The organism is Actinoplanes sp. NPDC051388 (assembly GCF_055586225.1).
This window is the reverse complement of sequence record NZ_JBVJIP010000008.1, coordinates 11,901-36,356: the sequence shown is the minus strand read 5'-3', so window position 1 is coordinate 36,356 and position 24,456 is coordinate 11,901. Positions and strand designations below refer to the sequence as shown.

Genomic DNA, 24,456 nt, shown 5'->3' with positions numbered 1-24,456 from the left:
CCGGTGGACCCGGTGGACCCGGTGGACCCGGTGGACCCGGTGGACCCGGTGGACCCGGTGGACCCGGTGGACCCGGTGGACCCGGTGGACCCGGTCGATCCTGCGGACCTAGCAGATCTTGTAGACCTTGCGGACCCTGCCGAAGTGGCGGACCTGGCCGATTCGGCGGGCCTCCCGGAACTGGCCGGCCCGGCCCATCTGGCGGACGCGGTCGACGGCCTTGACCAGGCTGGTCGCCGTGACTTCTCCGACTTCGCGGACTCGTCCGAATTCCCCGGCTTCGCAAGGCTCGGTGTCTGAGATGTCATCTGACGGTCCGGCGGCCGCGGACCTGCCACCTGTTTCCGCAGGCCCGGACGCCGATGCGCACACCCTGCCTGCCTCGCGCGCGCCGTCGGCTGATTCGTCTGCGGGCAAGCCGCCCGCGGCGCGCGCCACGGTCAAGGGCGCGGCGGTCACGATCATTGCGTGCGTCGTAGGGGCCGGACTGGCGATCTACGCCGCGACGCGGGTGTGGGCGATCACGGTCACCCCGCGACCAGGGCTTCCAGAACTGCGCGAATCGACCACCGGCGCCGCGGCCCAGCCGTGGACGGTCGCACTTGCCGTGGTGGCGCTGGCCGGGGCCGGCGCACTGCTCGCCACCAGCGGCGTCGTGCGGCGGGGCCTCGGCGGCCTGCTGATCCTGGTCGGCGCCGCCACGGCGGCCGCGGCCATCGCCGGCCGGGCAGGTCTCACGCCGGGCGCGGCCATCGCCGGCGCGACGGTCTGGCCGGCCGCGTGCGTCCTAGGGGCCGCACTCATCGTCTGGGGAGGCCTGGGCGCGGCGCGCCGCGGTCATCTCTGGCCGGCCATGAGTTCCCGTTACGAACGCCGCACAGCCCCGTCATCTCAGCCCCAGCCAGGCGCGGGGACCATGCCGTCCCCGGCCGCCGGGCCATCCCGCCCGGTCACCGCCCCCGACCCCCGAGTCGACACCAGAGCCGCCTGGGACGCCCTCGACCGAGGCGACGACCCCACCGACAGCTGACCCATCCGCTGCCGCCCGCACGACCCCGCTGTTCGCGGCTGCCTCAACAAGGCTTACCGCCCGGATTGCGCGAACAGGTAGCGCCGCCCGAGCAGGTTGCACCGCGAGCGGGTATGCCGTCCTGTCGGGTTGTGCCGCGAGCAGGTAGCGCCGCGTGCGGGTATGCCGTCCTATCGGGTTGCGCCGCGAGCAGGTAGCGCCGCCCGAGCAGGCTGCGACGCCAGCGGGTGTGCCGTCCTGGAGGGTTGCGCCGCAAGCAGGTAGCGCCGCCGAGCAGACTGCCACGCGAGCGGGTGTGCCGTCCTGCCGGATTGCGCCGGCTCAGCCGACCACAGCCGCAGGTGCCCGGCCAGCCGACCGCAGCCGCAGATGCCCGGCCAGCCGAGCTCAGCACGCAGCCGCCCCAGCCGAACTCAGCCGCAGCGCCGGCGCTCAGTCGAACTTCAGCCGCAGCTGCCCCGCGCTCAGCCGAACTCAGCCGCAGCTGTCCCCGCCCAGCAACGCTGTAGACCTGATTCATCGGGCGGCGGGGAGTGCGCGCGCCGCGGCTCGGCGTTCCGGCCGGTTGCGAGGCGTTGCGCGTGCGATCGCTGGACCACGGACGGGGCCCGGGTCGGTGGAGTGCCAGGTCTGGAGTTCGTGCGGAGCTGGGCGAAAGCGCTGCTCGGAGACGGAACTGAGCCGGGTTGGGCGGGCGGCCCGCGCGTGGTGGTCAGCGGCGGGGGCTGTTTGCCGGCTCCAGAGCTCTGCGGCGGGCCGCGGCCGGGCGGGCCTGGGACGATGCCGGGCGCTGCTGGCCTGTGTTGCGCGGACGCGAGCCGCTGTGGGTGCGGGTTACCGGGGTGTCGGGAGTGGCTGCGGGGGTGCGGGTCACCTGGGTGCGCGAGCCGTTTGCCAGCAGGGCTCGGACCAGGGCGTCCATCTCGTCGCGGGCCTGGGCGCGGGCTCGGTCGGCGCAGAGCGCGTCCCACGCGTTGCCGCGGGCGGTGCGGAGCTTTTGCTCTCCGACCACCGCGCGCTCTACGGTCAGTACCAGATCGGCGGCGGCGGAGACGACGGCGCGTGAGAGCGCGGCGAAGCCTGCGGGTGGTGTGCCGACGGCAGTGGCCATGGTCAACTCCACAAATATCGGTCTCGGTCGGCCGGAGGCGGGAACGCCACGGGCCAGTTTGCCCGAGTCCGATGATGGCGGAGTCGTATTTCCGAACCGTGACGTCACCGTCAACGGGATGGGGGATCGACCGATCATCCGAGGTGTCCCTGCACAACGCGTGGGTCCCCGGAGGCCTGCTGTGACAGACGTGACAGCAGGCCAGCGGCGCATTATGCCGCAGGCCACGATGTAAGCCACGCCATACCCCGGGGGCTTGCCGAAGTCCCCGGCCACCTAGCATCGGGCGGAGGACACCCGGAGAGGGGAGTCATTACGTGACATCCGATCAGGCCGAAGCGGGGGGCGGACCCGCGGAGCGTGGTGCGGGCTCAACACCGGCGAACGTGCTGGACGAGATCCTGGCGGGCGTCCGCGAGGACGTGGCGGCCCGGCAGCAGCAGATCTCCCTGGACGAGGTCCGCACGCTGGCGGCGAAGGCACCACCGGCGATCGACGCGTACGCGGCCCTGCGCAAGCCGGGCGTGGCCGTCATCGCGGAGGTGAAGCGGTCGTCGCCGTCCAAGGGCGCGCTCGCCGACATCCCCGACCCGGCCGAGCTGGCGGGGGAATATGCGGCCGGCGGCGCCCGGTGCATCAGCGTGCTCACCGAGGGCCGCTGGTTCGGCGGGTCGCTCGAGGACCTGGCCGCGGTGCGGGCCGCGGTCGGGGTGCCGGTGCTGCGCAAGGATTTCGTGGTCTCCAGTTATCAGGTGCACGAGGCCCGCGCACACGGCGCCGACCTCGTGCTGCTCATCGTCGCCGCGCTGGAGCAGAACGTGCTCACCGGCCTCCTCGAGCGCATCGAGTCGCTGGGCATGACCGCCCTCGTCGAGGTGCACAACGAGGATGAGGCCGATCGGGCACTCGAGGCCGGCGCGCAGGTGATCGGGGTCAACGCCCGCGATCTGCGCACGCTCGAGGTGGACCGGTCGGTGTTCGAGCGGATCGCGCCCGGACTGCCGGGGAACGTGGTGAAGATCGCCGAGTCCGGCGTGCGCGGCCCGCACGACCTGATCCGCTATGCCTCCGCGGGGGCGGACGCGGTGCTGGTCGGCGAGGGCCTGGTGACCAAGAAGAGCCCCCGCGACGCGGTCGCGGAGCTGGTCAACGCCGGCAACCACCCGGCCACGCCGAGGCCGGTCCGGTGAGCGCGCCGCTCATGCCCGATCTGGCCGGGCACTTCGGCCGGTTCGGCGGGCGGTTCGTGCCGGAGGCGCTGGTCCGGGCACTCGACGAGCTGGACGCGGCGTACCGGTCGGCGAAGACCGACCCGGTCTTCCAGGCCCGGCTCGCCGACCTGATGACCAACTACGCGGGCACGCCGTCGCGGCTCTACCGGGCCGAGCGGCTGTCCGCCAAGGTCGGCGCCGAGATCCTGCTCAAGCGCGAGGACCTCAACCACACCGGCGCGCACAAGGTGCGCAACGTGCTGGGCCAGGCGCTGCTCGCGCAGCGGATGGGCAAGCCGCGGGTGATCGCCGAGACCGGCGCCGGCCAGCACGGCGTGGCCAGCGCCACCGCGGCCGCGCTGCTCGACCTCGAGTGCGTCGTCTACATGGGCGAGGTGGACACCGAGCGGCAGGCGCTCAACGTGGCGCGGATGCGCATGCTCGGCGCCACCGTCGTGCCGGTCACCACCGGCTCGCGCACGCTGAAGGACGCGCTCAACGACGCCCTGCGCGACTGGGTGTCCACCGTCGACAACACGCACTACCTGCTCGGCACGGCCGCCGGGCCGCATCCGTTCCCGGAGATCGTGCGCGACTTCGTGGGCGGCATCGGCACCGAGGCCCGCGCCCAGTCGCTGGAGATGCTGGGCAAGCTGCCCGACGCGGTGACCGCGTGCGTCGGCGGCGGGTCCAACGCGATCGGCATCTTCCACGCGTTCGTGCCCGACGAGGGGGTCCGGCTCTACGGGTTCGAGGCCGGTGGCGACGGCGTGGAGACCGGCCGGCACGCGGCGTCCATCACCGGCGGCTCGGCGGGGGTCCTGCACGGCGCCCGCACGTACGTGCTGCAGGACGAGGACGGGCAGACGGTGGAGTCGCACTCGATCTCGGCCGGCCTGGACTACCCGGGTGTCGGGCCCGAGCACGCCTGGCTGCACGACACCGGCCGGGCGATCTACGAGCCGGTCACCGACGCCGAGGCGATGGCCGCGTTCCAGTTGCTCTGCCGCACCGAGGGGATCATCCCGGCGATCGAGAGCGCGCACGCCATCGCGGGCGCCGCCCGGATCGTCCCGAAGCTGACCGCCGAGCTGGGCCGCCGCCCGGTGATCGTGATCAACCTGTCCGGCCGTGGCGACAAGGACGTGCACACCGCGGGGGCATACTTCGGCATCCTCGACGAGAACGAGACCATCGTCATGGGAGAAGAAGAGTGACGATCGCCGAGGTCTTCGGCAAGGCGAAGGCCGAGAACCGCAGCGTGCTGGTCGGCTGCATGCCGGCCGGCTTCCCGACGGTGGACGGCAGCATCGACTCGATGATCGCGATGGCCGAGGCCGGCTGCGACGTGATCGAGGTCGAGATGCCCTATTCCGACCCGGTGATGGACGGCCCGGTGATCCAGAAGGCGAGCGACATCGCGCTGGCCGGCGGGGTGCGCACGCGGGACACCCTGCGCGCCATCGAGGCGGTCGCGAGCCGCGGCGTGTCGGTGGTCCTGATGACCTACTGGAACCCGATCGAGAAGTACGGCGTCGACGCGTTCGCCCGGGACCTGGCCGCGGCCGGCGCCACCGGCATGATCACGCCGGACCTGATCCCGGACGAGGCGGGGGAGTGGATCGCGGCCTCCGACGCGTACCGGATAGATCGGACCTTCCTGGTTTCTCCGTCGTCGACCGATGAGCGGATCGCGAGCACGGTGGCCCAGTGCCGCGGGTTCGTCTATGCCACCGCGCTGATGGGCGTGACCGGCGCCCGCACCTCGGTGTCGTCGCAGGCGCCGGAGTTGGTGGCGCGGGTGCGGCAGGCCGATCCGGAGATGGCGGTCGGTGTCGGGCTGGGCGTGGGCAACGGCGCGCAGGCCGCCGAGGTGGCCGCGTTCGCCGACGGGGTGATCGTGGGCAGCGCATTGATCAGGTGCGTTCTCGAGGCGGACGACCCGGCCGAGGGGCAGCGCCGGCTGCGCGCGCTGAGCGCCGAACTCGCCGAGGGCGTGCGCAACCGCCCCTGACGCCGTTCCGTCACCCGTCAGCGGTAGCGTGTGGCCCGTGAACCTCGCCGCCATCCCCAGTCCCACCACCTCGGTGTGGCACCTTTTCGGGCTGCCGATCCGGGCATATGCGCTGTGCATCGTCCTCGGCATCGTCGCCGCCGTGCTGGTCATGGAGTTCCGGCTGCGCCGCCGTGGTGTCGCGCCCTGGGCCTCGCTCGACATGGCGGTGTGGGCCGTGCCGTTCGGCATCATCGGCGCCCGGATCTACCACGTGATCACGTCGCCGGGTGACTACTTCGGAGCCGGTGGCGACCCGATCCGGGCCTTCTACATCTGGGAGGGCGGCCTCGGCATCTGGGGCGCGGTCGCCGGTGGCGCGCTGGGCGCCTGGCTCGCCGCCCGCCAGCTGGGCCTGCCGCTGTCGGTCTTCGCCGACGCGCTCGCCCCCGGCCTGCCGCTGGCCCAGGGCATCGGCCGGTTCGGCAACTGGTTCAACAACGAGCTCTACGGCGGAGTCACCACGCTGCCGTGGGGGCTCGAGGTGCACGACATGGACCGGGCCAACCCGGGGCACGCCACGGTGATCGACGGCAAGGCCGTGACCCTTCCGGACCTTTACCACCCGGCTTTCCTGTACGAAGCGATCTGGGACTTCGGCGCCGCCGGATTGGTCTGGTGGCTGGACCGGCGCTTCAAGTTCGGCCGCGGCCGGGCCTTCGCGCTCTACGTGATGGCATACACGCTGGGCCGCTTCTGGATCGAGATGCTCCGCACCGACGAGGCGACCGAGATCGCCGGCATCCGGCTCAACGTCTTCACCTCGGTCGTCGTCTTCCTCGGCGCGCTGGCCTACTTCCTGATCGTCAAGGGCCCGCGGGAATACGTGGTGCCGGTCGATGCCCCCGAGACCGAGCCGGAGCCGGAGCCGGCCGGCGACGTTTCTCAGGTCGATGTCTCCGAGCAGCAGGCCGACGTCCGGCCCAAGGCGCCGTCGGCCTACCAGGTTGTCAGCCTGGAACGCTTCCGCGAGTACGAACGGACCGGCATACTTCCGCCCGTGGCTCCCGTCGCGGACGAGCCGGCTCAGCCGGACGACGCCGAGCCGTCGCCGGTCGCCCCGGTCGACGAGCAGCGCTGACCCGCGGCCACGCGGGACGCCACCAGTCGGGAGGCGAGTGACGTGCGCACGGCCGTCGTGGTGGGTGCGGGCATGGCCGGTCTGGCCGCGGCCGGCGCGCTCGCCCGGGCCGGCTGGCGGGTCACGTTGCTGGAGCGCGGCGAGCGGGTGGCCGCCCCGCCGACCGCGATGGTGCTCTGGCCCAACGGCCTGCGCGCGCTGCAGTCGGTGAACCCGGAGGGCGGCTGGTCGGCGATCGCGTCGCCGCTGCCCGACGGCGGGGTGCGACGGCCCGACGGCCAGTGGCTGGTGCCGCCGCGATCCCGGCCCGGCGCCGGCCCGGCGCCCGCCGTGGTGCATCTCGAGGACCTGTACGACGCGCTGGTGGCCGGCCTGGGCGATCGCGTCGAGATCCGCACCGGCGTGGACGTGACCGTGGTCCGGGTCGGTCCTGGCCGGCGTCCCGCGGTGGGCGACGGCCGCACCGAATACGAAGCCGACCTGGTGGTCGCGGCGGACGGCATCGACAGCCCGGTGCGGCGCGCGCTGGCCCCGGAGGCGGCCGCGGTCGGCTCCGGCTTCGCGGCCTGGCAGGCCGTCGTCCCGGGATGGCGTGCGCCGGCGATGACCGGCGCGCAGGCGTGTGGCGGCGAGACCCTGGGCGCGGGCTACCGGTTCGTGGCGATCCCGCTGGGCGAGCGGGCGGCCGGCCGGGGCGGGGTCTACTGGGTGGCGACCGCCGCCGGGGCGGCCCGGCCGGAGGCGCCGGCCACCCAGCTCGCCTTGTTGCGGCGGTGGTTCTCCGGGTGGCACGAGCCGGTCGGCGCGCTGCTCGAGGCGACGCATCCGGAGGATCTGGTGCCGCAGGAGGTCCGCGAGTTGCGGCCGCTGCCGCGGGCCTACGGCTTCTGTTCCGGCCCGGGTGGCGTGGTGCTGCTCGGCGACGCGGCGCACGCCATGCCGCATCACCTCGGACAGGGCGCCTGCCTGGCCTTCGAGGACGCGGCGACGCTGCGCTCACTCACCGCCGAGGTGGCGCCCGGTCCCGAGCTGGGCGCCGCGGTGGAGGCGTACAGCAGGGCGCGGCGGCCGCGGACGACCAGTGTGGTGCGTCAGACCCGGCGGATGTCCGCGGTGGTGCAGGCGCGGGGCCGGCTCGCGTTGCGTGCCCGCGACGCGGCCCTCAACCAGCTCCGCCCGCGCATGCTCGGCCACTCCCACGGCCTGGCCACCGACTGGACCCCGCCCGACTGAGCCGGCCCAGCGAGCCGGCCCAGCGAGCCGGCCCAGCGAGCCGGCCCAGCGAGCCGGCCCAGAAAGCCGGGCCGGAGGCTTAGAGGTTTGCCGGGCCGGGCTCGGCGATGCAGGCCGTGCCGATCCGCCGGAAGCCGACCTTGGAGTAGAGCCGGGCCACGTCGTCGTCGCCGGCCGACAGGAACACGATGTCCGCGCCGGCCTGCAGGGCGCGCCGCGCCAGGCTGGCGGTGAGCTGGGAGGCATAGCCGCGGCGCCGCGCGGCCGGCAGCGTCGCCACCCCGGCGATCTCGGCCACCCCGCCGACCTGCTGCGCCATCCCGCTGGCCACGATGCCCTCGGCCGGCGACTCGACGACGGCGCCGGTGAAGCGCCCGCTGGCATAACGGGCCCGTTCGCGCTCGACCGCTTCCGGCGGCAGCGGCGGCACCGCGTCCCGCTCGCCGGGACCGGCGGGCTCCGAGATCAGCGCGCCGACCGGCACCGACGCGCTGGCCGGCGCGGCGAAGCCCAGGTGCGCGACGGCCCGGCCGGCCAGCATGTCGCCGGCGAACCCCGGCGAGTCCGGATCGAGGAAGCGGATGGTGGCGCCGGGCAGCGGCAGGTCCGGCACCAGGGCCGCCCGTTCCAGCACCATGAGCGGCGCGAGCAGCACCTCGAGGCCGGCCGAGCGGGCCACCGCCAGCAGGTCCGGAGTGGTCTCGTGCACCCACTCGAAGGCCTCCGGCGCGCCGATGTCGCGCTGTCGTCGGCGCACGGCGGTGATATCGGCCGCGGATGGCGTGTTCGATCCCAGGCGAGGGCGGGCATAGTAGGGATAGCCCGGTCCTTGCCGGACGAACAGCACGAACCCCCCGATGTCCTCCGCGACGGCGGCGTCGCGGGGCACGGCGTCGTAGAAGCTTTCGAGCCGGACGAAAACGTCGGATCCTGGTTGCGCCACCGCGCGAGACTACCCAACCACGAAGAGTCCCATGCCAGGTGGCAAGTGTGATCCATCAGCACCTGGTGGAGATCGGGAGTACCTAACGTAGTATCGAGAGACTTTGCAGGGCCGACGTCGTCCCGACCTTGAATTGAAATGAGTGACGACAGGAGGCCCGGTGGCACTTCCGCATTCCCAGGGGTTGTACGACCCGGAGCAGGAACGCGACGCCTGCGGTGTGGCCTTCGTGGCCGACCTCCACGGACGCCGTTCCCATGACGTGGTCGCCAAGGGCCTGTCCGCGCTGATCCGGCTCGATCACCGTGGCGCCCGCGGCGCGGAGTACAACACCGGAGACGGCGCCGGCATCATGATCCAGATCCCGGACGCGCTCTACCGCGAGATCCTGGACGCCGAGTTGCCCCCGGCCGGTTGTTATGCCACCGGTCTGGTCTTCCTGCCCACCGACGAGCAGGCCCGCCGCCGCGCCATCAAGATCTTCGAGAAGTACGCGCTGGTCGAGGGCGGCGAGGTGCTGGCCTGGCGCGACGTCGCGGTGCGCCCGGACGGGCTCGGGCAGACGGCCGAGGACGCGCGGCCGTACATCATGCAGGTCTTTCTCTCCGCGAGCCGGCTCACCGACTCGGCCGCCGGCCGAAAGGGTGAGCGGCTCAGCGGCATCGAGCTCGACCGGGTGGCGTTCTGCATCCGCAAGCGCGCCGAGCGGGAGACCTCGCAGCGCGGCATCGCGGCCTACTGCCCGTCGCTGTCCGGCCGCACCATCACCTACAAGGGCATGCTCACGCCCGACCAGCTGCCGGAGTTCTTCGCCGACCTGACCGACCCGCGCACCGACAGCGCGATCGCCCTGGTCCACTCGCGGTTCTCGACGAACACGTTCCCGTCCTGGCCGTTGGCCCACCCCTACCGCTTCATCGCGCACAACGGCGAGATCAACACGATCCGCGGCAACAAGAACTGGATGCAGGCCCGCGAGGCGCTGCTGCGGTCGAACGTGCTGCCCGGCAACATCAAGCGGCTGTTCCCGATCGTCACCCCGGAGGCGTCCGACTCGGCCGGCTTCGACGAGGTGCTCGAGCTGCTGCACCTGGCCGGCCGCAGCCTGCCGCACGCGGTGCTGATGATGATCCCGGAGGCGTGGGAGAACGACCCGGGCATGGACCCGGCGCGGCGTGCCTTCTATCGCTTCCACTCCAGCCTGATGGAGCCGTGGGACGGCCCGGCCAGCGTGGCGTTCACCGACGGCACGATCATCGGCGCGGTGCTCGACCGCAACGGCCTGCGCCCCGGCCGCTGGTGGCACACCAGCGACGGGCTGGTCGTGCTGGGTTCCGAGGCGGGCGTGCTCGATCTCGACCCGGCCACCGTGGTCGCCAAGGGCCGGTTGCAGCCGGGCCGGATGTTCATGGTCGACACCGAGGCCGGTCGCATCGTGCACGACGACGAGATCAAGGAGGGCCTGGCCGCCGCGGAGCCATATGACGACTGGCTGCACGCCGGGCTGATCAAGTTGGAGGACCTGCCCGCCCGCGAGCACGTGATCTACACGCACGACTCGGTGACCCGCCGCCAGCAGGTGTTCGGATACTCCGAGGAGGAGCTGAAGATCCTGGTCGCGCCGATGGCCCGGACCGGCGCCGAGCCGCTCGGGTCGATGGGCACGGACACCCCGATCTCCCCGCTGTCGCAGCGCCCGCGGCTGCTGTTCGACTACTTCCACCAACTGTTCGCCCAGGTCACCAACCCGCCGCTGGACGCCATCCGCGAGGAGCTGGTGACCAGCCTCGGGATGACCATCGGGCCGGAGGGCAACCTGCTAGAGCCGGGGCCGTCGAACTGCCGGCAGATCGTGATGCCCTATCCGATCATCGACAACGACGAGCTGGCCAAGCTGCTCTCCATCGACGAGGACGGCGACCTGCCCGGTTTCAAGGCGGTCCGGGTCTCGGGGCTCTACCCGCTGCGGGACGGCGGCGCGGGCATCAAGGCGCGGCTGACCCAGATCTGCCGGCACGTGTCCGAGGCGATCGAGGACGGCGTACGCATCCTGGTGCTCTCCGACCGCGACGCCAACGCCGACCTCGCGCCGATCCCGTCGTTGCTGCTTACCGCCGCCGTGCACCAGCACCTGGTGCGCGAGCAGACCCGCACCCAGGTCGCGCTGGTGGTGGAGTCCGGTGACTGCCGCGAGGTGCATCACGCCGCGGTGCTGATCGGCTACGGCGCCGCCGCGGTGAACCCCTACCTGGCCTTCGAGACGGTGGACGACCTGATCGCCACCGGGCCGCTGGCCGGGATGGATTCGAAGACGGCGGTCCGCAACTATGTGAAGGCGCTCGGCAAGGGCGTCCTGAAGATCATGTCCAAGATGGGCATCTCGACCGTGTCGTCATATTGTGGCGCCCAGGTGTTCGAGGCCGTCGGGCTGGACAACAAGCTGCTGCAGCGCTATTTCGCCGGCACGTCCGGGCGGATCGGCGGCTCGGGGCTGGCCGAGATCCACGCCGAGGTGAAGGCGCGGCACGAGAAGGCGTACCCGAGCAACCCGGCCGAGCGCAGCCACCGGCGGCTCGAGGTGGGCGGCGAATACCAGTGGCGCCGCGAGGGCGAGGTGCACCTCTTCAACCCGGAGACGGTGTTCCTGCTGCAGCACGCGACCCGCAGCAAGCAATATGACGTCTTCCAGAAGTACACGTCCAAGGTGGACGAACTGGCCGCCGCGTCGGGCTCGCTGCGCGGGCTCTTCAAGTTCAAGAGCCGCAAGTCGATCAGCATCGACGAGGTCGAGCCGGCCACCGAGATCGTGAAGCGGTTCGCCACCGGCGCGATGAGCTACGGCTCGATCTCGGCGGAGTCGCACCAGACCCTGGCGATCGCGATGAACCGGCTGGGCGGCAAGTCCAACACCGGCGAGGGCGGCGAGGACGTCGAGCGGCTGTACGACCCGGAGCGCCGATCCGCCGTCAAGCAGATCGCGTCCGGCCGCTTCGGCGTCACCACCGAATACCTGGTGAACGCGGACGACCTGCAGATCAAGATGGCGCAGGGCGCGAAGCCGGGCGAGGGCGGCCAGCTGCCGGGCAACAAGGTGTGGCCGTGGATCGCGAAGACCCGGCACGCCACCCCGGGCGTCGGGCTGATCTCGCCGCCGCCGCACCACGACATCTACTCCATCGAGGACCTGGCCCAGCTGGTCCACGACCTCAAGATGGTGAACCCGGCCGCCCGGGTCCACGTCAAGCTCGTCAGTGAAATCGGCGTCGGCACCGTGGCCGCGGGGGTGGCCAAGCTGAAGGCCGACGTGATCCTGATCTCCGGCCACGACGGCGGCACCGGCGCGTCCCCGCTCAACTCGCTCAAGCACGCCGGCTCGCCGTGGGAGCTCGGCCTGGCCGAGGCCCAGCAGACGCTGCTGCTCAACAAGCTGCGCGACCGGGTCACCGTGCAGGTCGACGGCCAGCTCAAGACCGGCCGCGACGTGGTGGTCGCGGCGCTCCTCGGCGCCGAGGAGTTCGGCTTCGCGACCGCGCCGCTGATCGTCTCCGGCTGCATCATGATGCGGGTCTGCCACCTGGACACCTGCCCGGTCGGCATCGCCACGCAGAATCCGGTGCTGCGCGAGCGTTTCACCGGCAAGCCGGAGTTCGTCGAGAACTTCTTCATGTTCATCGCCGAGGAGGTCCGCGAATACCTGGCCGAGCTGGGCTTCCGGACGATCGACGAGGCCATCGGGCACGCCGAGGCGCTCGATGTGCTGCCCGCGGTCAACCACTGGAAGGCCAAGGGCCTCGACCTGTCGCCGGTGCTGTTCGTGCCGGAGCTGCCCGAGGGCGCGTCTCGCCGCGGCGTGGTCGCGCAGGACCACGGGCTGGAGAAGGCGCTGGACAACAAGCTGATCGAGCTGGCCGGCCCGGCCCTGACCGAGGGCGCCCAGGTGCGCGCCGAACTCGACGTGCGCAACGACCAGCGCAGCGTCGGCGCGATGCTGGGCGGCGAGGTCGCCAAGCGTTACGGCGGCCGCGGCCTGCCCGAGGACACCATCGCGTTCACCCTGCGCGGCACCGGCGGCCAGTCGTTCGGCGCCTTCCTGCCCAATGGCGTGACGCTGCGGCTGATCGGCGACACCAACGACTACGTCGCCAAGGGCCTCTCCGGCGGGCGGGTGATCGTCCGGCCGGACGAGCGCGCGCCGTTCGTCGCGGAGGAGAACATCATCGCCGGCAACACCATCCTGTACGGCGCGACCAGCGGCGAGCTGTTCCTGCGCGGCCGGGCGGGCGAACGGTTCGCGGTGCGCAACTCGGGCGCCTCGGCCGTCGTCGAGGGTGTCGGCGACCACGGGTGCGAGTACATGACCGGCGGTCTCGTCGTGGTGCTCGGGTCGACCGGGCGCAACTTCGCGGCCGGCATGAGCGGCGGCACGGCGTTCGTGCTCGACCTCGACCCGGGCCGGGTGAACCCCGAGCTGGTCGATCTCACCCCGCTCAACGAGGAGGAGCAGGAGCTGCTGCACGGCCTGGTGCAGAAGCACTTCGCCGAGACCGACTCCGCGGTCGCCGAGCGGCTGCTCAAGGACTGGCCCGCGGCGGTGGAGGAGTTCACCGCGGTGGTGCCGCGCGACTACAAGCGCGTGATGGAACTGATCAGGACCGCCGAAGCCGCCGGTCGCAACATCGACGAGGCGGTCATGGGGGTCAAGCGTGCCTGATCCGAACGGTTTTCTGCGGTACGAACGCCAGCTGCCGAAGCGCCGTCCGGTGCCGGTCCGCATCCAGGACTGGCGCGAGGTCTATCCGCCGGCCGGCGAGGAGCTGATCCGCGACCAGGCCACCCGGTGCATGGATTGCGGCATCCCGTTCTGTCACGACGGCTGCCCGCTCGGCAACCGCATCCCGGACTGGAACGACCTGGTGCGCACCGGCGCGTGGCAGGCGGCGGCCGAGTCGCTGCACGCCACCAACAACTTCCCGGAGTTCACCGGCCGGCTCTGCCCGGCGCCCTGCGAGGCGGCCTGCGTGCTGGCCATCGGCGACGACCCGGTGACCATCAAGCAGGTCGAGGTCGAGATCGCCAACCACGCCTTCGACCTGGGGTACGTGAAGCCGCAGCCGCCCGTGGCCCAGTCCGGCAAGCGGGTCGCCGTGGTCGGCTCCGGTCCGGCCGGCCTGGCCGCCGCACAGCAGCTGGCCCGCGCCGGGCACGCCGTCACCGTCTATGAGCGGGACGACCGGATCGGCGGCCTGCTGCGCTACGGCATCCCCGACTTCAAGATCGAGAAGCGGCACATCGACCTGCGGATGGCCCAGATGGCCGCCGAGGGCGTCGAGTTCCGCACCTCGGTCGAAGTGGGCGTGGACGTCACCGCGGACGATCTCAAGGACCGCTACGACGCGGTGCTGCTGGCCTGCGGCGCGCTGGCCGGCCGGGACACCGCGGAGACCCGCGGGCGTGCGCTCAACGGCGTGCACCTGGCCATGGAACACCTGGTCCCGGCCAACCGGATCGTCGCCGGCCTGCAGGACACCACCCCGATCGACGCGGCCGGCAAGCACGTGGTGATCATCGGCGGCGGCGACACCGGCGCGGACTGCCTGGGCGTGGCCCACCGGCAGGGCGCGGCCGGCGTGGTGCAGCTCGACCAGTACCCGCTGCCCCCGGATGTGCGTGCCGAGGAACTGCACCCGTGGCCGACCTGGCCGGTCATCCTGCGCAACTACCCCGCGCACGAGGAGGGCGGCGACCGCGTCTTCGGCGTCGCCGTGCAGGAGTTCGTGGACGACGGCGCGGGCAACGTCGCCGCCGTCCGCGTCGCCGACGTCGTCGTCGAGCGGATCGACGGCAGGCGCACGGTGACGATCACGCCGGGTTCGGAGCGCGACATCCGCGCCGAGCTGGTCCTGCTGGCAATCGGTTTCGAGGGTACGGAGAAGCAGCCGCTGCTCGACCAGTTCGGCGTGACCCGCAGCCCCCGTGGCGTGGTGGACGCGCGCGGCGACTGGCAGACCAATGTGGACGGCGTGTTCGTGGCCGGCGACATGCACCGCGGCGCGTCCCTGATCGTCTGGGCGATCGCCGAGGGCCGCGCCGCCGCGGCCGCCGTGCACCGCCATCTCGGCGCGTTCGGCGACCTGCCGGCCCCGGTCGAGCCGGCCTCACAGCCCCTGGCGGCCTCCCGCTGAGCACGGCCGCCGGCCAAGATCAGCGTTACCCACAGTGGAGAGTTGTCTGACACGATAGGGCGCGTGATCGACGATTCGCCGCAGGTGCGACGCGCACGTGACGGGGTTCGTTCGTGGGTCCGGTCGGCCGGCTCCGGGCTGCGCCGGATGTCGCCGTACGGCATCGTCGCGTTTCTTGCCGCGTCCGCGGTCGCGCCGGTGGCCGGCGCGGCCCTGGGCGTGCCCACCGAGTTCAACGCGGCGCTCAGCCAGCTCGGGAACATGGGCGGCAACTACCTGGCCGACTCGCTGATCGAGACGGCCCGCCGGGTCAGCGCCGACGACCCCGATCAGGACCAGTGGCGCGACGCGGTCGCCGCCTCGTTCCTGGCCCGGCTCGAGGCCGGCGACGCCGGGTTGCGCGACGACATCGGCGACCTGCTGCAGATGGTCGGCGCGGTCGAGGTCGCGCTGGAGGCCGCCGACGAGCAGATGCAGCGCGAGCTGGTCGAGGTGTTCGGCGGGCTCGGCGAGGACGTCGGCCGGCTGCACGTGCTCGCCGAGGACGCGGCCCGGTCACTGGCCGTGATGCACCGGCAGCTGGCCGAGCAGAGCCTTGCCCAGCGGCAGCAGATCGACCTGCTGATGCAGTCCTTGGTGGCCACCGCCCAGCTGCGGCAGGAACTGCTCGGGGCCGCCCGCCTGCCGGCCGGCCCGGTGGATCCGGCGGCCGGGACGGGCGCCGATCCGGGCGGCCCGTCGCCCTACCCGGGCATGGCCAGCTTCGACGCTCTCGACGCGCGATACTTCCGCGGCCGCGAGACGCTGGTCGCCGATCTCCTCGGCCGGCTCACCGAGCAGGTGGTCGGCGGCCCGCCGCTGGTGGTGGTCGGCGTCTCCGGGGTGGGAAAGTCGTCGCTGCTGCGCGCCGGGGTGCTGCCCGCGGTGGCGATGGACGGCTTGGGCGAGGGCAGCGGCACCTGGCCGTGGCTGGTGATGACGCCCGGCGCCACCCCGCTGGCCGAGCTCGTCGGGCGCACCGCGGCGCTGACCGGCGACGATCCGGCCGCCGCCCTGGCCGTGGTGCGCGAGACGCCGACCGCCTTCGGCGCGCTGACCGCCCGGGCCGGTCGGCCGGTCATCCTGGTCGACCAGTTCGAGGAGCTCTTCACCCAGTGCGACGACCCGGCCGAGCGATCCGCGTTCGCCGCCGCCCTCGCTGCCGCCGCGCCCGCGTTGCTGATCGTCGCGGTCCGCGCCGACTTCTATCCACAGTGCACCGAGCTGCCCGAGATGGTGCCGATGCTCGGCGCCGGACAGGTGGTGGCCGGCCCGCTGAGCGCCGCCGATCTGCGCCGCGCGGTGCGCGAGCCGGCCGAACTCGCCGGTCTCATCCTCGAGCCCGGCCTGACCGAGCTGCTGCTGGCCGACCTGGGCGCGCTCGACGACGGTCCGGCGGCCTATCAGCCGGGCGCGCTGCCGCTGCTGGCGCACGCGCTGCTGGCCACCTGGGAGCGGCGCGCGGGCGACACCATGACGGTGGCCGGCTACCGGGCCACCGGCGGCATCCGGCGCGCGGTCGCGGAGACCGCGGAACGCGTTTATCTGGGCCTGGACGACACCGGCCGGGTCGCGCTGCGCCGCGCGATGCTGGCCCTGGTCACCATCGTGGACGACCTCCCGGTGCGCCGGCGGTCCATGCTCGCCCGCGCCGACCTGGCGGTGCTCGGCCCGATGATCGAGGCCCGGCTGGTGACCGCGGCCGAGGACACCGTCGAGATCAGTCACGAGGCGCTGCTCACCGGCTGGCCGCGGCTGGCCGGCTGGCTGGTCGAGGAGCGCCAGGAGATCCTGCTGCGGCAGCGCCTCGAGCTCGCCGCCGCGGACTGGGCCGCGGCCGGGGAGGACCCGGACGCGCTCTATCGCGGCGGGCGGCTGGACACCGCCCGGGAGTGGGCCGCCGGGCAGCGCGATCTGCCGGAGACGCAGCGCCGGTTTCTTTCCGCGGGGGAGTCCGCGGCCGAGGCCCGGCAGGCCGAGCAACGCCGCGGCGCCCAGCGGTTGCGCCGGCTGGTCGCCGGGCTGGCGATCCTGCTGGTGCTGGCGGTCGCCGGTGGCCTGATCGCGCTCGACCAGCGCTCCGACGCGCTGGCCAACGGCAACGAGTCGCGGTCGCGGCAGCTCGCCGCGGAGTCGCGCACGGACATCTTCTTCGACGAGCGGGCGTCGATCCGCAAGGCCCTGGACGCCTGGGACGCCGCGCCCACCATGGAGGCCCGCAGCACCCTGATCTCCGCCCAGCAGACCACCACGATCGGCGCGCTCGGCGCCGAGCTGAGTGCCGGCTCGGTCGCGGTCAGCCCGGACGGGTCCCGGGTCGCCGTCGCTTACACCGATGGCCGCTTCCAGTTGTGGGACAGCGGCACCCTGCGGCAGATCGGACCGGATCTGCGGCACCCCGTCGAGGGCAGGCTGGTCAATCTGGAGTTCTCCCCGGACGGTCGCTACCTGGCGCTGGGCGTTCTCGCGGCGCCTGGTGGCGTGTCGGTGTGGGACGTGCCGGGCGGCCGGATGCTGCACCAGCTGGAAGCCTTCGGCGCGGTGGCCTGGCTGCCGGACTCGTCCACGCTGCTGGCGGTGCGATCGGTCGGCGAGCCGGCCGGTCGCGTGCTCGGCACCTGGGATCCGGCGAGTGGGAAGCTGCTCGGCACGACCACGATGACCGTGGCCGGCGCCCTGTCCATGGCGGCCAGCCCGGACGGCGCGTCCGTGGCGGTCGGCGACATCCGGCAGACCCAGCTCCTGCGGCGGTCCGGCGCCGGATTCACGTCCGCGGCACTGCTGCCGGTCATCTCGCTGGATGTGCGCTTCGCCCCGGACGGCACGCTGATCACGATCAGCAACAAGGACGAGGAGAGCCGCACCCTGACGGCCTGGGACGGCGCCACCGGGCGGCGCCTGCGCACGGTCGAGGGTCCCGCGGAGAACGTCCTCGGCAAGGGCCTGGTGATCGCGCCCGACGCGACCGTCCTGGTGCAGGCGAAAGACCTGAACATCATCCGCCGGCTCAAGATCGACGGCGGTGGCCCGCGGCCCCCGCTGACCGTCTTCCTCGGATCCGCCACCGGGCTCGGGCTCTCCGCCGACGGGCACCTGCTCGCCGCGGTCGGCCTCAACTCGCCGCCGGTGCTGTTCCGGCTCGACCTCGACCGGCTGCCGCACCCGCAGCTCGTCGGTTACCTGACCTTCCGGCCCGGCACCCGGCTGCTCGCCACCGGCAGCTCCGACCCGCGGATCCGGATCTGGGACACCGCCACCAGCGCCGTCGCGTCCACCGTCGAGCTGCCCGGCAGCGACGACGGGCCGCTCGGGCTCGGTTACGCGCCGGACGGGACCCTCGCCACCAGCCTCGGCGACGGCCGGGTCCTGGTCTTCGCGCCGGACGGCAGGCTGCGCGCCACGCTGCGGGCGGGGGAGCACATGATCGCGGCCAGGCCCGCCTTCTCGCCGGACGGCAACCTGCTGGCCGTGGCGGTCGACGCCGATGCCGAGGTCCGCCGAACGGACACCAGCGACGACCGGCAGAGCGCCGCCGGGGTGCCCGACGTGCTGGTCTGGGACCTGCGCACCGGTCAACTGGCCGCCCAGCTGGAGACGCCGGACCACCTGGCCCTGTCGGTCGCCTTCACCCCGGACGGGCAGCACCTGATCGCCGCCGCCGACCACAGCCGCGGCAACGGCGACGCCGGCTCGCTGCAGGACGGCGGCCTGTGGATGTGGCGGCTCGCCGATGGGACCGTCGCCGGCCGGCAGGCCCTGCCCGGCCTCGCCGTCGACGACGTGCAGGTCAGTCCCGACGGCGAAACCGTGGCGGTGAGCACCAGGGGCGGCCACGCCCAGCTCTTCCGCACCGCCGACCTGACGCCGACGAGGACGCTCGGGCGGCACACCTTCCCGCTGGAGCGGATCGCCTGGTCGCCGGACGGCCGGACGTTCGCCACCACCAGCAACTCGGACGGCGACCCGGTGCGGCTGTGGGACACCGCCAGCGGCCGGCTGGTCGCCGAGATCCGCGGCCAGGGCAACGCGATCAAGGATTTGGAGTTCTCGCCGGACGGCCGCACGCTGGCGACGGCGTCCGGCGACTGGTCGGTCGCGGTCTACCACCTCGATCCGGCCGACGCGATCAGCCGGCTCTGCGACCGGATCACCCCGTCGGCGCGCGCCGAGGGAATCGATCCGCCGCGGCTCTGCCGCTGAAGGTCGTCAGCACGACGGGCGCCGGTCGGCGGTTCCGGGGCCGCCCGCAGCGGTATGGTCGGAACTGCTCGGCAGTGCGGCCGGGTGCTGTGGGCGCGCCGGTGAAGGGCCGGATTATGCTCTTGCCCGCCTGCACCCTTTCTTCACCCCTTGGACGGGGGTCGGCCAGAAGGCCGTCCCGGAGGAGAACTAGCCTGATGGCTGTGACACGCCGCGTAAAGATCGTCTGCACGATGGGACCCGCCACCTCGTCCGCCGAGCGCATTCGCGGGCTCGTCGAGGCGGGCATGGATGTCGCCCGGCTCAACTTCAGCCACGGCAGCCACGAGGACCACCAGCAGGTATACAACCTGGTGCGCGAGGCCTCCCGTGAGTCCGGCCGGGCCGTCGCCGTGCTCGCCGACCTCCAGGGTCCGAAGATCCGGCTCGGCCGCTTCGCCAACGGACCGCACATCTGGAGCACCGGTGACAACGTCACCATCACCAGCGACGACATCCTCGGCACCCCGGACCGGGTGTCCTGCACCTATGCGAAGCTGCCGCAGGAGGTCAAGACCGGCGACCGCCTGCTGATCGACGACGGCAAGGTCGCGGTCGAGGTCTCCGCCGTCGAGGGCAACGACATCCGCTGCCTGGTGGTCGAGGGCGGCCCGGTCTCCAACAACAAGGGCGTCTCGCTGCCCAACGTCGCGGTCAGCGTGCCGGCGATGAGCGACAAGGACGAGGAGGACCTGCGCTTCGCGCTGAGCCTCGGCGTCGACATGATCGCGCTGTCCTTCGTCCGGTCGCCCGACGACATCAAGCTGGTGCACCAGATCATGAGCGAGGAGGGCGCCTTCCGCCCGGTGCTCGCCAAGGTCGAGAAGCCCGAGGCGGTCGACCACCTCGAGGCGATCGTGCTGGCCTTCGACGGCGTCATGGTGGCCCGCGGCGACCTGGGCGTCGAGCTGCCGCTCGACCAGGTGCCGCTGGTGCAGAAGCGGGCCGTCCAGCTGTGCCGGGAAAACGCCAAGCCGGTGATCGTGGCGACCCAGATGCTCGACTCGATGATCGAGAACAGCCGCCCGACCCGTGCCGAGGCCTCCGACGTGGCAAACGCGGTGCTCGACGGCACCGACGCCGTGATGCTCTCCGGCGAGACCAGCGTCGGCAAATACCCGATCCTCACGGTCAGCACGATGGCCCGGATCGTCAGCACCACCGAGGGCGGCTCGTTCGGCGTGCCGCGGCTGCAGCACGACCCGCGCACCCACGGCGGCGCGCTCACCGTGGCGGCGTCGCAGATCGCGCGGAACATCGGGGCCAAGGCGCTGGTCGCCTTCTCGCAGACCGGTGACACCCTGCGCCGGCTCGCCCGGCTGCACTGCGAGCTGCCGCTGCTCTGCTTCACCCCGCTGGAGGAGACGCGCGCCCAGCTCGCCCTGTCCTGGGGGGTGGAGACCTTCCTGACCGATTTCGTCGAGCACACCGACGACATGTTCCGGCAGGTCGACGCCAAGATGCTGGGTCTCGGCCTGGCCAAGCCGGGCGACTACGTGGTGGTCGTGGCCGGCAGCCCGCCGAACGCTCCCGGCTCGACCAACACGCTGCGCGTGCACCAGCTCGGCTCGCTCGTCGATCCGGCGGCCGTGTGACGCCTCCACTGCAGGGCCAGGCCGCCGTCGATCAGCTTCTGGAGCTGCTCGACCTCAAGCAGATCGACGCGGTCACCTTCACCGGGGAGAGCCCCCAGACCGGCGCGCAACGCGTCTTCGGTGGTCAGGTGGCCGGCCAGGCGCTGGTCGCGGCCGGTCGCACGGTCGACCCCGAGCGTTTCGTGCACAGCCTGCACGGTTACTTCGTGCGGCCGGGGGATCCCACCACGCCGATCACGTTCACGGTCGAGACGATCAGGGACGGACGATCTTTTTCGGTACGCCGTTCCACGGCCCAGCAGAACGGCAAGACCATCTTCTTCATGTCCGCCTCGTTCCAGGTGCGCGAGGAGGGGCTGGATCACCACTCGCCGCCGCCCGAGGGCATCCCGGGCCCGGAGCAGACGGCGACCATGCGCGACTGGGTGGCGCGTTACCCCGAGCGCGAGGCCGCGTTCAACGCCGCGCCGCAGGCGATCGACGTGCGTTATGTCGGCGTGCCCGGCTGGGTGCCGCCCGGCGACCGCGTGGCGAACGCCGAGCAGCGCGTCTGGATGCGCATCGCGGGCAAGCTGCCGGACGACCCGCTGATCCACGCCTGCGCCCTGACCTATGCGTCGGACCTGTCCCTGCTCGACGCGGTGTTGTCCACGCACGGTGAGGTCTGGGGTCCGGGCGGCGTGATCGGCGCGAGCCTCGACCACGCACTGTGGTTGCACCGTCCGTTCCGCGCCGACGAGTGGTTCCTCTACGACTGCACCAGCCCGTCCGCGAGCGGCAGCCGCGGCCTGGCCAGCGGCCGCATGTTCACCGAGGACGGCCGGCACATCGCCAGCGCGGTCCAGGAGGGCCTGCTCCGCCGCGTCGGCGCTCGCTAGCCGCTCAGTGGATCAACCGGGGCTGCGGCGTGGCTGCCCAGAGCGCGTGCAGCCGCTGCCCGGCAACACTCCGGACCGCGCCTCCCACCTGGCTGATCCACGAGACTGATCTAGCCGCCGGGCGTCCAGTCGGCCCAGCGCGCCATCGATCGCAGCGCGACGCGCGGCGGGGTCAGCCGGATCAGCGTGTTGCGCGCCGCCACCAGCAGCGGGTTCTCCAGCTGCTGCCCGAAGCGCCCGATCCGGCGGGAGGCCGCGGCCACCGCCTGCGAGCGAGGCCGCCGTCGAGCGTCGTAGTCGGCCAGGCCCGCGGCCAGCGGCCGTCCGGCGGGCAGGCAGGCGCCCAGCTCGACGGCGTCCTCGATGGCCTGCGCGCCGCCCTGCCCGAGGTTCGGCGTCATCGCGTGTGCGGCGTCGCCGACCAGCACGACGTTGCCGCGCACATAGGTGGGCAGCGCCGCCGGCAGGTAACGGAGGTCGTGGTGCAGCACGACGGACGTGGCGGCCAGCAGCGCCGGGATCGGGTCGTGCCAGTCGCCGAACAGCGCCCGGACATCGCGGTCCGGCGCGCCCTGCGGGGCGTTCACCGCGGCGTACCAGGAGACCCGGCCGTCGCCGAGCGGGACGATGCCGAACTCCGCGCCCGGCGCCCAGCTGATCGCCACGGTCAGCGGGCCCGTCCACCGGTCGTCGGTGATCCCGCGCCAGGCGGTCGACCCGGCGTACGCCGCGGGCGGAGCCTCGGGCCACCGCAACCGGCGCAGGGTGCTGTCGATCCCGTCCGCGCCGACGATCAGGTCGGCGTCCTCCGGCACCCGGTCGACCGCAGCCGTGGTGACGACGCCCGCCGGCAACGCGCCGAGCAGGATGTCGTGCAACGTCGCCCGGTGGATGCCCAGCGCCTCGGTGCCCAGCACCCGGTGCAGGTCGGCGCCCTCGATGCGGGCCAGCCAGCGTCCGCTGCGGGTGCGGGTGCCGCCCGGCGCGTCCACCCGGCCCAGCCGGCGAACCTCGTCGGCCAGCCCGAGCGCCGCCAGCCCGGTCAAGGCGTTGGCCTGCAGCGTGATGCCCGCGCCGCGCTCACCGGCGGCCGGCGACCGCTCGCGGACCTCGACCTCCCAGCCGGCCCGCCGCAACGCCAGGGCCGCGCAGAGCCCGCCGATGCCCGCGCCCGCGACGACCGCTCTCATGGCCTTCCCTTCCACACCGGCGGAAGGATCGACCATAGGGTCTGTGTCGGGGATCAAGCCAGGGCGGTGCCGGCCTCCAGGGTCAGTGGTCCTGGGGTTCGGCGTGCGCCGTGCCGCGGGCCGAGGCCGAGTCATCGTCGGCGGGAAGCTCGACGCCCTCGGGGGTGTCCGGCACCGCGGGCACGTCGTAGTCGTCGAAGTGCGCGCCCACCGCGGCGCCGGTCACCCCCGCCAGGGCGAGCATGGCGTCGAGGTCGGCGGTGGTCCGCAGCACCTCGTCGTGGAAGCTGTCGCCGCCCGGCGCGGTCTGCTCGCCACCCGCCGCGCTGAACATCGGGCCGCCGGCGAAGGACATCCCGCCGGCCTCGGGCTCCGGCGCGGTCATGCCTGGCACGATGGACGGGCCCGGCTGCTCTGCGGACGTGCCGCTCGCCGCCACGTAGCCCGCCGCGGCCATCCCGCCGGCCGCCGCGATGCCCGGCTCGGCCTGGATCGCCGGACCGCCACCCGCCGCGCCGGCCGCCGCCTGCGCCGGGCCGGTCGGCCACATGACCTGCCCGGCCGCGGAGTTCTGCCAAGCCGCGGCCGACTTGGGCGCCGCCCGGTGCCGCGGCTTGCTGCGCGGTGGGGCGGTCTCGAAATCGGTCATCCCGGCGGTGTAACCGGTCAGGCCGGTTGCCCGCTCGGCGGAGAGTTCGAGGGCGTTGTGGAGTGTCGCGCGTACCTCTCGCAGGCGGAGCCCGGTGACCAGATCGGCGACCGCGCGCAGCAGGCCCAGCCCACCCAGCACGGTGACCACCAGATCGGCGGTCCGCGACAGCGGACTCGCCGCGAAGAAGCCCAGGCCGGTTTCCAGCACGCCGATCACCATGATGAGACCCCAGACCCGGTCGGTCTCGCGGGTCATCATCGCGACCGCGACGTCCACCGCCCCGCGGACCATGAGGTACCACCCGATCAGCGCGGACGGCGTCGTGTAGGACGAGCTCTGCTCCGCGAGCAGCACGAACCCGGTGGCGGCGAAGAGCACAGCCATCCCAGCGTTCATCCACCAGGTCTTCGCGCCCGCACAGGCCCGCAACGCCTCGGTCAGGGCGCCGAACAACACCACCGGCCCGGCCACGCTGACGATGTCGGCCGGTTCCAGCCGAAGCACACTCCACGAGACGGCGAGCCAGGCCACCCCGGCAAACATCAGCCAGCCCCACATGCCCCCGCGCAGAACGGAAAGGGGCGACGAGCCCGATGACACCATGCTTAGCCTCCCGCAGTTCCCGGTCCCTGTCATGACACCAGGAACGGACCCCCAAAGCAGACTTTTCACCGAAAGCAGGCACCCAAACCCAACAACACCCGGTCACCAGACCCCCTAACCCGGTCACCCCACACCCACCACCCCAAACACCAGCCCCACCCAGCACCCCCGCTCCACCCCAGCTCGGCCCAACCAGTTCGGTCCGGCCAGCTCGGCCCGGCCCTCCAGCCCGGGACTGGTTGGCTCGACAGCGCTGTAGACCTGATTCACGGATGAATCGGAATGCCCGGATCAGGACGTCGCGGGTTGCCGGGACGCGGTGGCTCCCGCGGTGCGGGAGGCGGCTCCCGCGGTGCGGGATGCGGGGTGCGCGGTGTGGGGTCGGCCGAGGTCGATACTGGTGGGAGGCAGGCGTG

14 protein-coding genes and 2 pseudogenes are annotated in these 24,456 nt (G+C 72.7%); 12 read left to right on the top strand and 4 right to left on the bottom strand.

The annotated features are described in order from the left end of the window. Both ACZ6TI_RS20860 and ACZ6TI_RS20855 read left to right on the top strand, forming a co-directional pair. A pseudogene (locus ACZ6TI_RS20860) lies at nucleotides 1–300 on the top strand (hypothetical protein); the annotation flags it as partial. Between the two features lies 1 nt (nucleotide 301). Continuing rightward, nucleotides 302–1,030, top strand: a complete 729-nt coding sequence (locus tag ACZ6TI_RS20855; RefSeq protein WP_465346752.1) for a Trp biosynthesis-associated membrane protein — start codon at nucleotides 302–304, stop codon at nucleotides 1,028–1,030. Between the two features lie 892 nt (nucleotides 1,031–1,922). On the opposite strand, the pseudogene ACZ6TI_RS20850 reads toward ACZ6TI_RS20855, so the two are convergent. Further along, a pseudogene (locus tag ACZ6TI_RS20850) lies at nucleotides 1,923–2,141 on the bottom strand (hypothetical protein); the annotation flags it as partial. A gap of 386 nt (nucleotides 2,142–2,527) precedes the next feature. Between ACZ6TI_RS20850 and trpC the strand changes: the two are divergent. Genes trpC through ACZ6TI_RS20825 form a run of 5 tightly spaced genes read left to right on the top strand, consistent with a single transcriptional unit; the run spans nucleotide 2,528 to nucleotide 7,719 of the window. Beyond that, nucleotides 2,528–3,331 carry an indole-3-glycerol phosphate synthase TrpC gene (gene trpC / locus ACZ6TI_RS20845; RefSeq protein ID WP_465347116.1) on the top strand — a complete coding sequence of 268 codons (804 nt, stop codon included), beginning with the start codon at nucleotides 2,528–2,530 and terminating at the stop codon, nucleotides 3,329–3,331. 11 nt (nucleotides 3,332–3,342) lie between these two features. Continuing rightward, entirely contained in the window at nucleotides 3,343–4,569 is a 1,227-nt protein-coding gene (trpB, locus tag ACZ6TI_RS20840) for a tryptophan synthase subunit beta (protein ID WP_465347115.1), read from the top strand. Beyond that, nucleotides 4,566–5,366, top strand: a complete 801-nt coding sequence (gene trpA / locus ACZ6TI_RS20835; RefSeq protein ID WP_465346751.1) for a tryptophan synthase subunit alpha — start codon at nucleotides 4,566–4,568, stop codon at nucleotides 5,364–5,366. The genes trpB and trpA overlap by 4 nt, the downstream gene beginning before the upstream one ends. A gap of 37 nt (nucleotides 5,367–5,403) precedes the next feature. Further along, complete coding sequence (gene lgt, locus ACZ6TI_RS20830; RefSeq protein WP_465346750.1) at nucleotides 5,404–6,486, top strand: prolipoprotein diacylglyceryl transferase; 1,083 nt, start codon at nucleotides 5,404–5,406, stop codon at nucleotides 6,484–6,486. A 42-nt stretch (nucleotides 6,487–6,528) separates the two neighbouring features. Next, nucleotides 6,529–7,719, top strand: a complete 1,191-nt coding sequence (locus ACZ6TI_RS20825; RefSeq protein ID WP_465346749.1) for an FAD-dependent oxidoreductase — start codon at nucleotides 6,529–6,531, stop codon at nucleotides 7,717–7,719. A 79-nt stretch (nucleotides 7,720–7,798) separates the two neighbouring features. Here the strand turns inward: ACZ6TI_RS20825 and ACZ6TI_RS20820 are convergent, their stop codons facing one another. Further along, a complete protein-coding gene (locus ACZ6TI_RS20820; protein WP_465346748.1) occupies nucleotides 7,799–8,662 on the bottom strand; it encodes a GNAT family N-acetyltransferase in 864 nt (287 codons plus the stop codon). A 160-nt stretch (nucleotides 8,663–8,822) separates the two neighbouring features. Between ACZ6TI_RS20820 and gltB the strand changes: the two genes are divergently transcribed. The 5 genes from gltB (at nucleotide 8,823) to ACZ6TI_RS20795 (ending at nucleotide 21,595) form a co-directional block, all read left to right on the top strand. Next, nucleotides 8,823–13,373, top strand: a complete 4,551-nt coding sequence (gene gltB / locus ACZ6TI_RS20815; protein WP_465346747.1) for a glutamate synthase large subunit — start codon at nucleotides 8,823–8,825, stop codon at nucleotides 13,371–13,373. Next, nucleotides 13,366–14,844: a glutamate synthase subunit beta gene (locus ACZ6TI_RS20810; protein ID WP_465346746.1), complete on the top strand. Its 1,479-nt coding sequence runs from the start codon at nucleotides 13,366–13,368 to the stop codon at nucleotides 14,842–14,844. The genes gltB and ACZ6TI_RS20810 overlap by 8 nt, the downstream gene beginning before the upstream one ends. Nucleotides 14,845–14,907: 63 nt before the next feature. Beyond that, a complete protein-coding gene (locus ACZ6TI_RS20805; RefSeq protein ID WP_465346745.1) occupies nucleotides 14,908–19,083 on the top strand; it encodes a WD40 repeat domain-containing protein in 4,176 nt (1,391 codons plus the stop codon). A 197-nt stretch (nucleotides 19,084–19,280) separates the two neighbouring features. After that, entirely contained in the window at nucleotides 19,281–20,717 is a 1,437-nt protein-coding gene (gene pyk / locus ACZ6TI_RS20800; RefSeq protein ID WP_465346744.1) for a pyruvate kinase, read from the top strand. Further along, on the top strand, nucleotides 20,714–21,595 hold the full coding sequence (locus ACZ6TI_RS20795) for an acyl-CoA thioesterase (RefSeq protein WP_465346743.1): 882 nt from the start codon (nucleotides 20,714–20,716) through the stop codon (nucleotides 21,593–21,595). The genes pyk and ACZ6TI_RS20795 overlap by 4 nt, the downstream gene beginning before the upstream one ends. 110 nt (nucleotides 21,596–21,705) lie before the next feature. On the opposite strand, the gene ACZ6TI_RS20790 is transcribed toward ACZ6TI_RS20795, so the two are convergent. Next, nucleotides 21,706–22,785 carry an FAD-dependent monooxygenase gene (locus tag ACZ6TI_RS20790; RefSeq protein ID WP_465346742.1) on the bottom strand — a complete coding sequence of 360 codons (1,080 nt, stop codon included), beginning with the start codon at nucleotides 22,783–22,785 and terminating at the stop codon, nucleotides 21,706–21,708. Nucleotides 22,786–22,867: 82 nt separating this feature from the next. Beyond that, nucleotides 22,868–24,040: an HdeD family acid-resistance protein gene (locus tag ACZ6TI_RS20785; RefSeq protein WP_465346741.1), complete on the bottom strand. Its 1,173-nt coding sequence runs from the start codon at nucleotides 24,038–24,040 to the stop codon at nucleotides 22,868–22,870. Nucleotides 24,041–24,456: the final 416 nt, after the last annotated feature.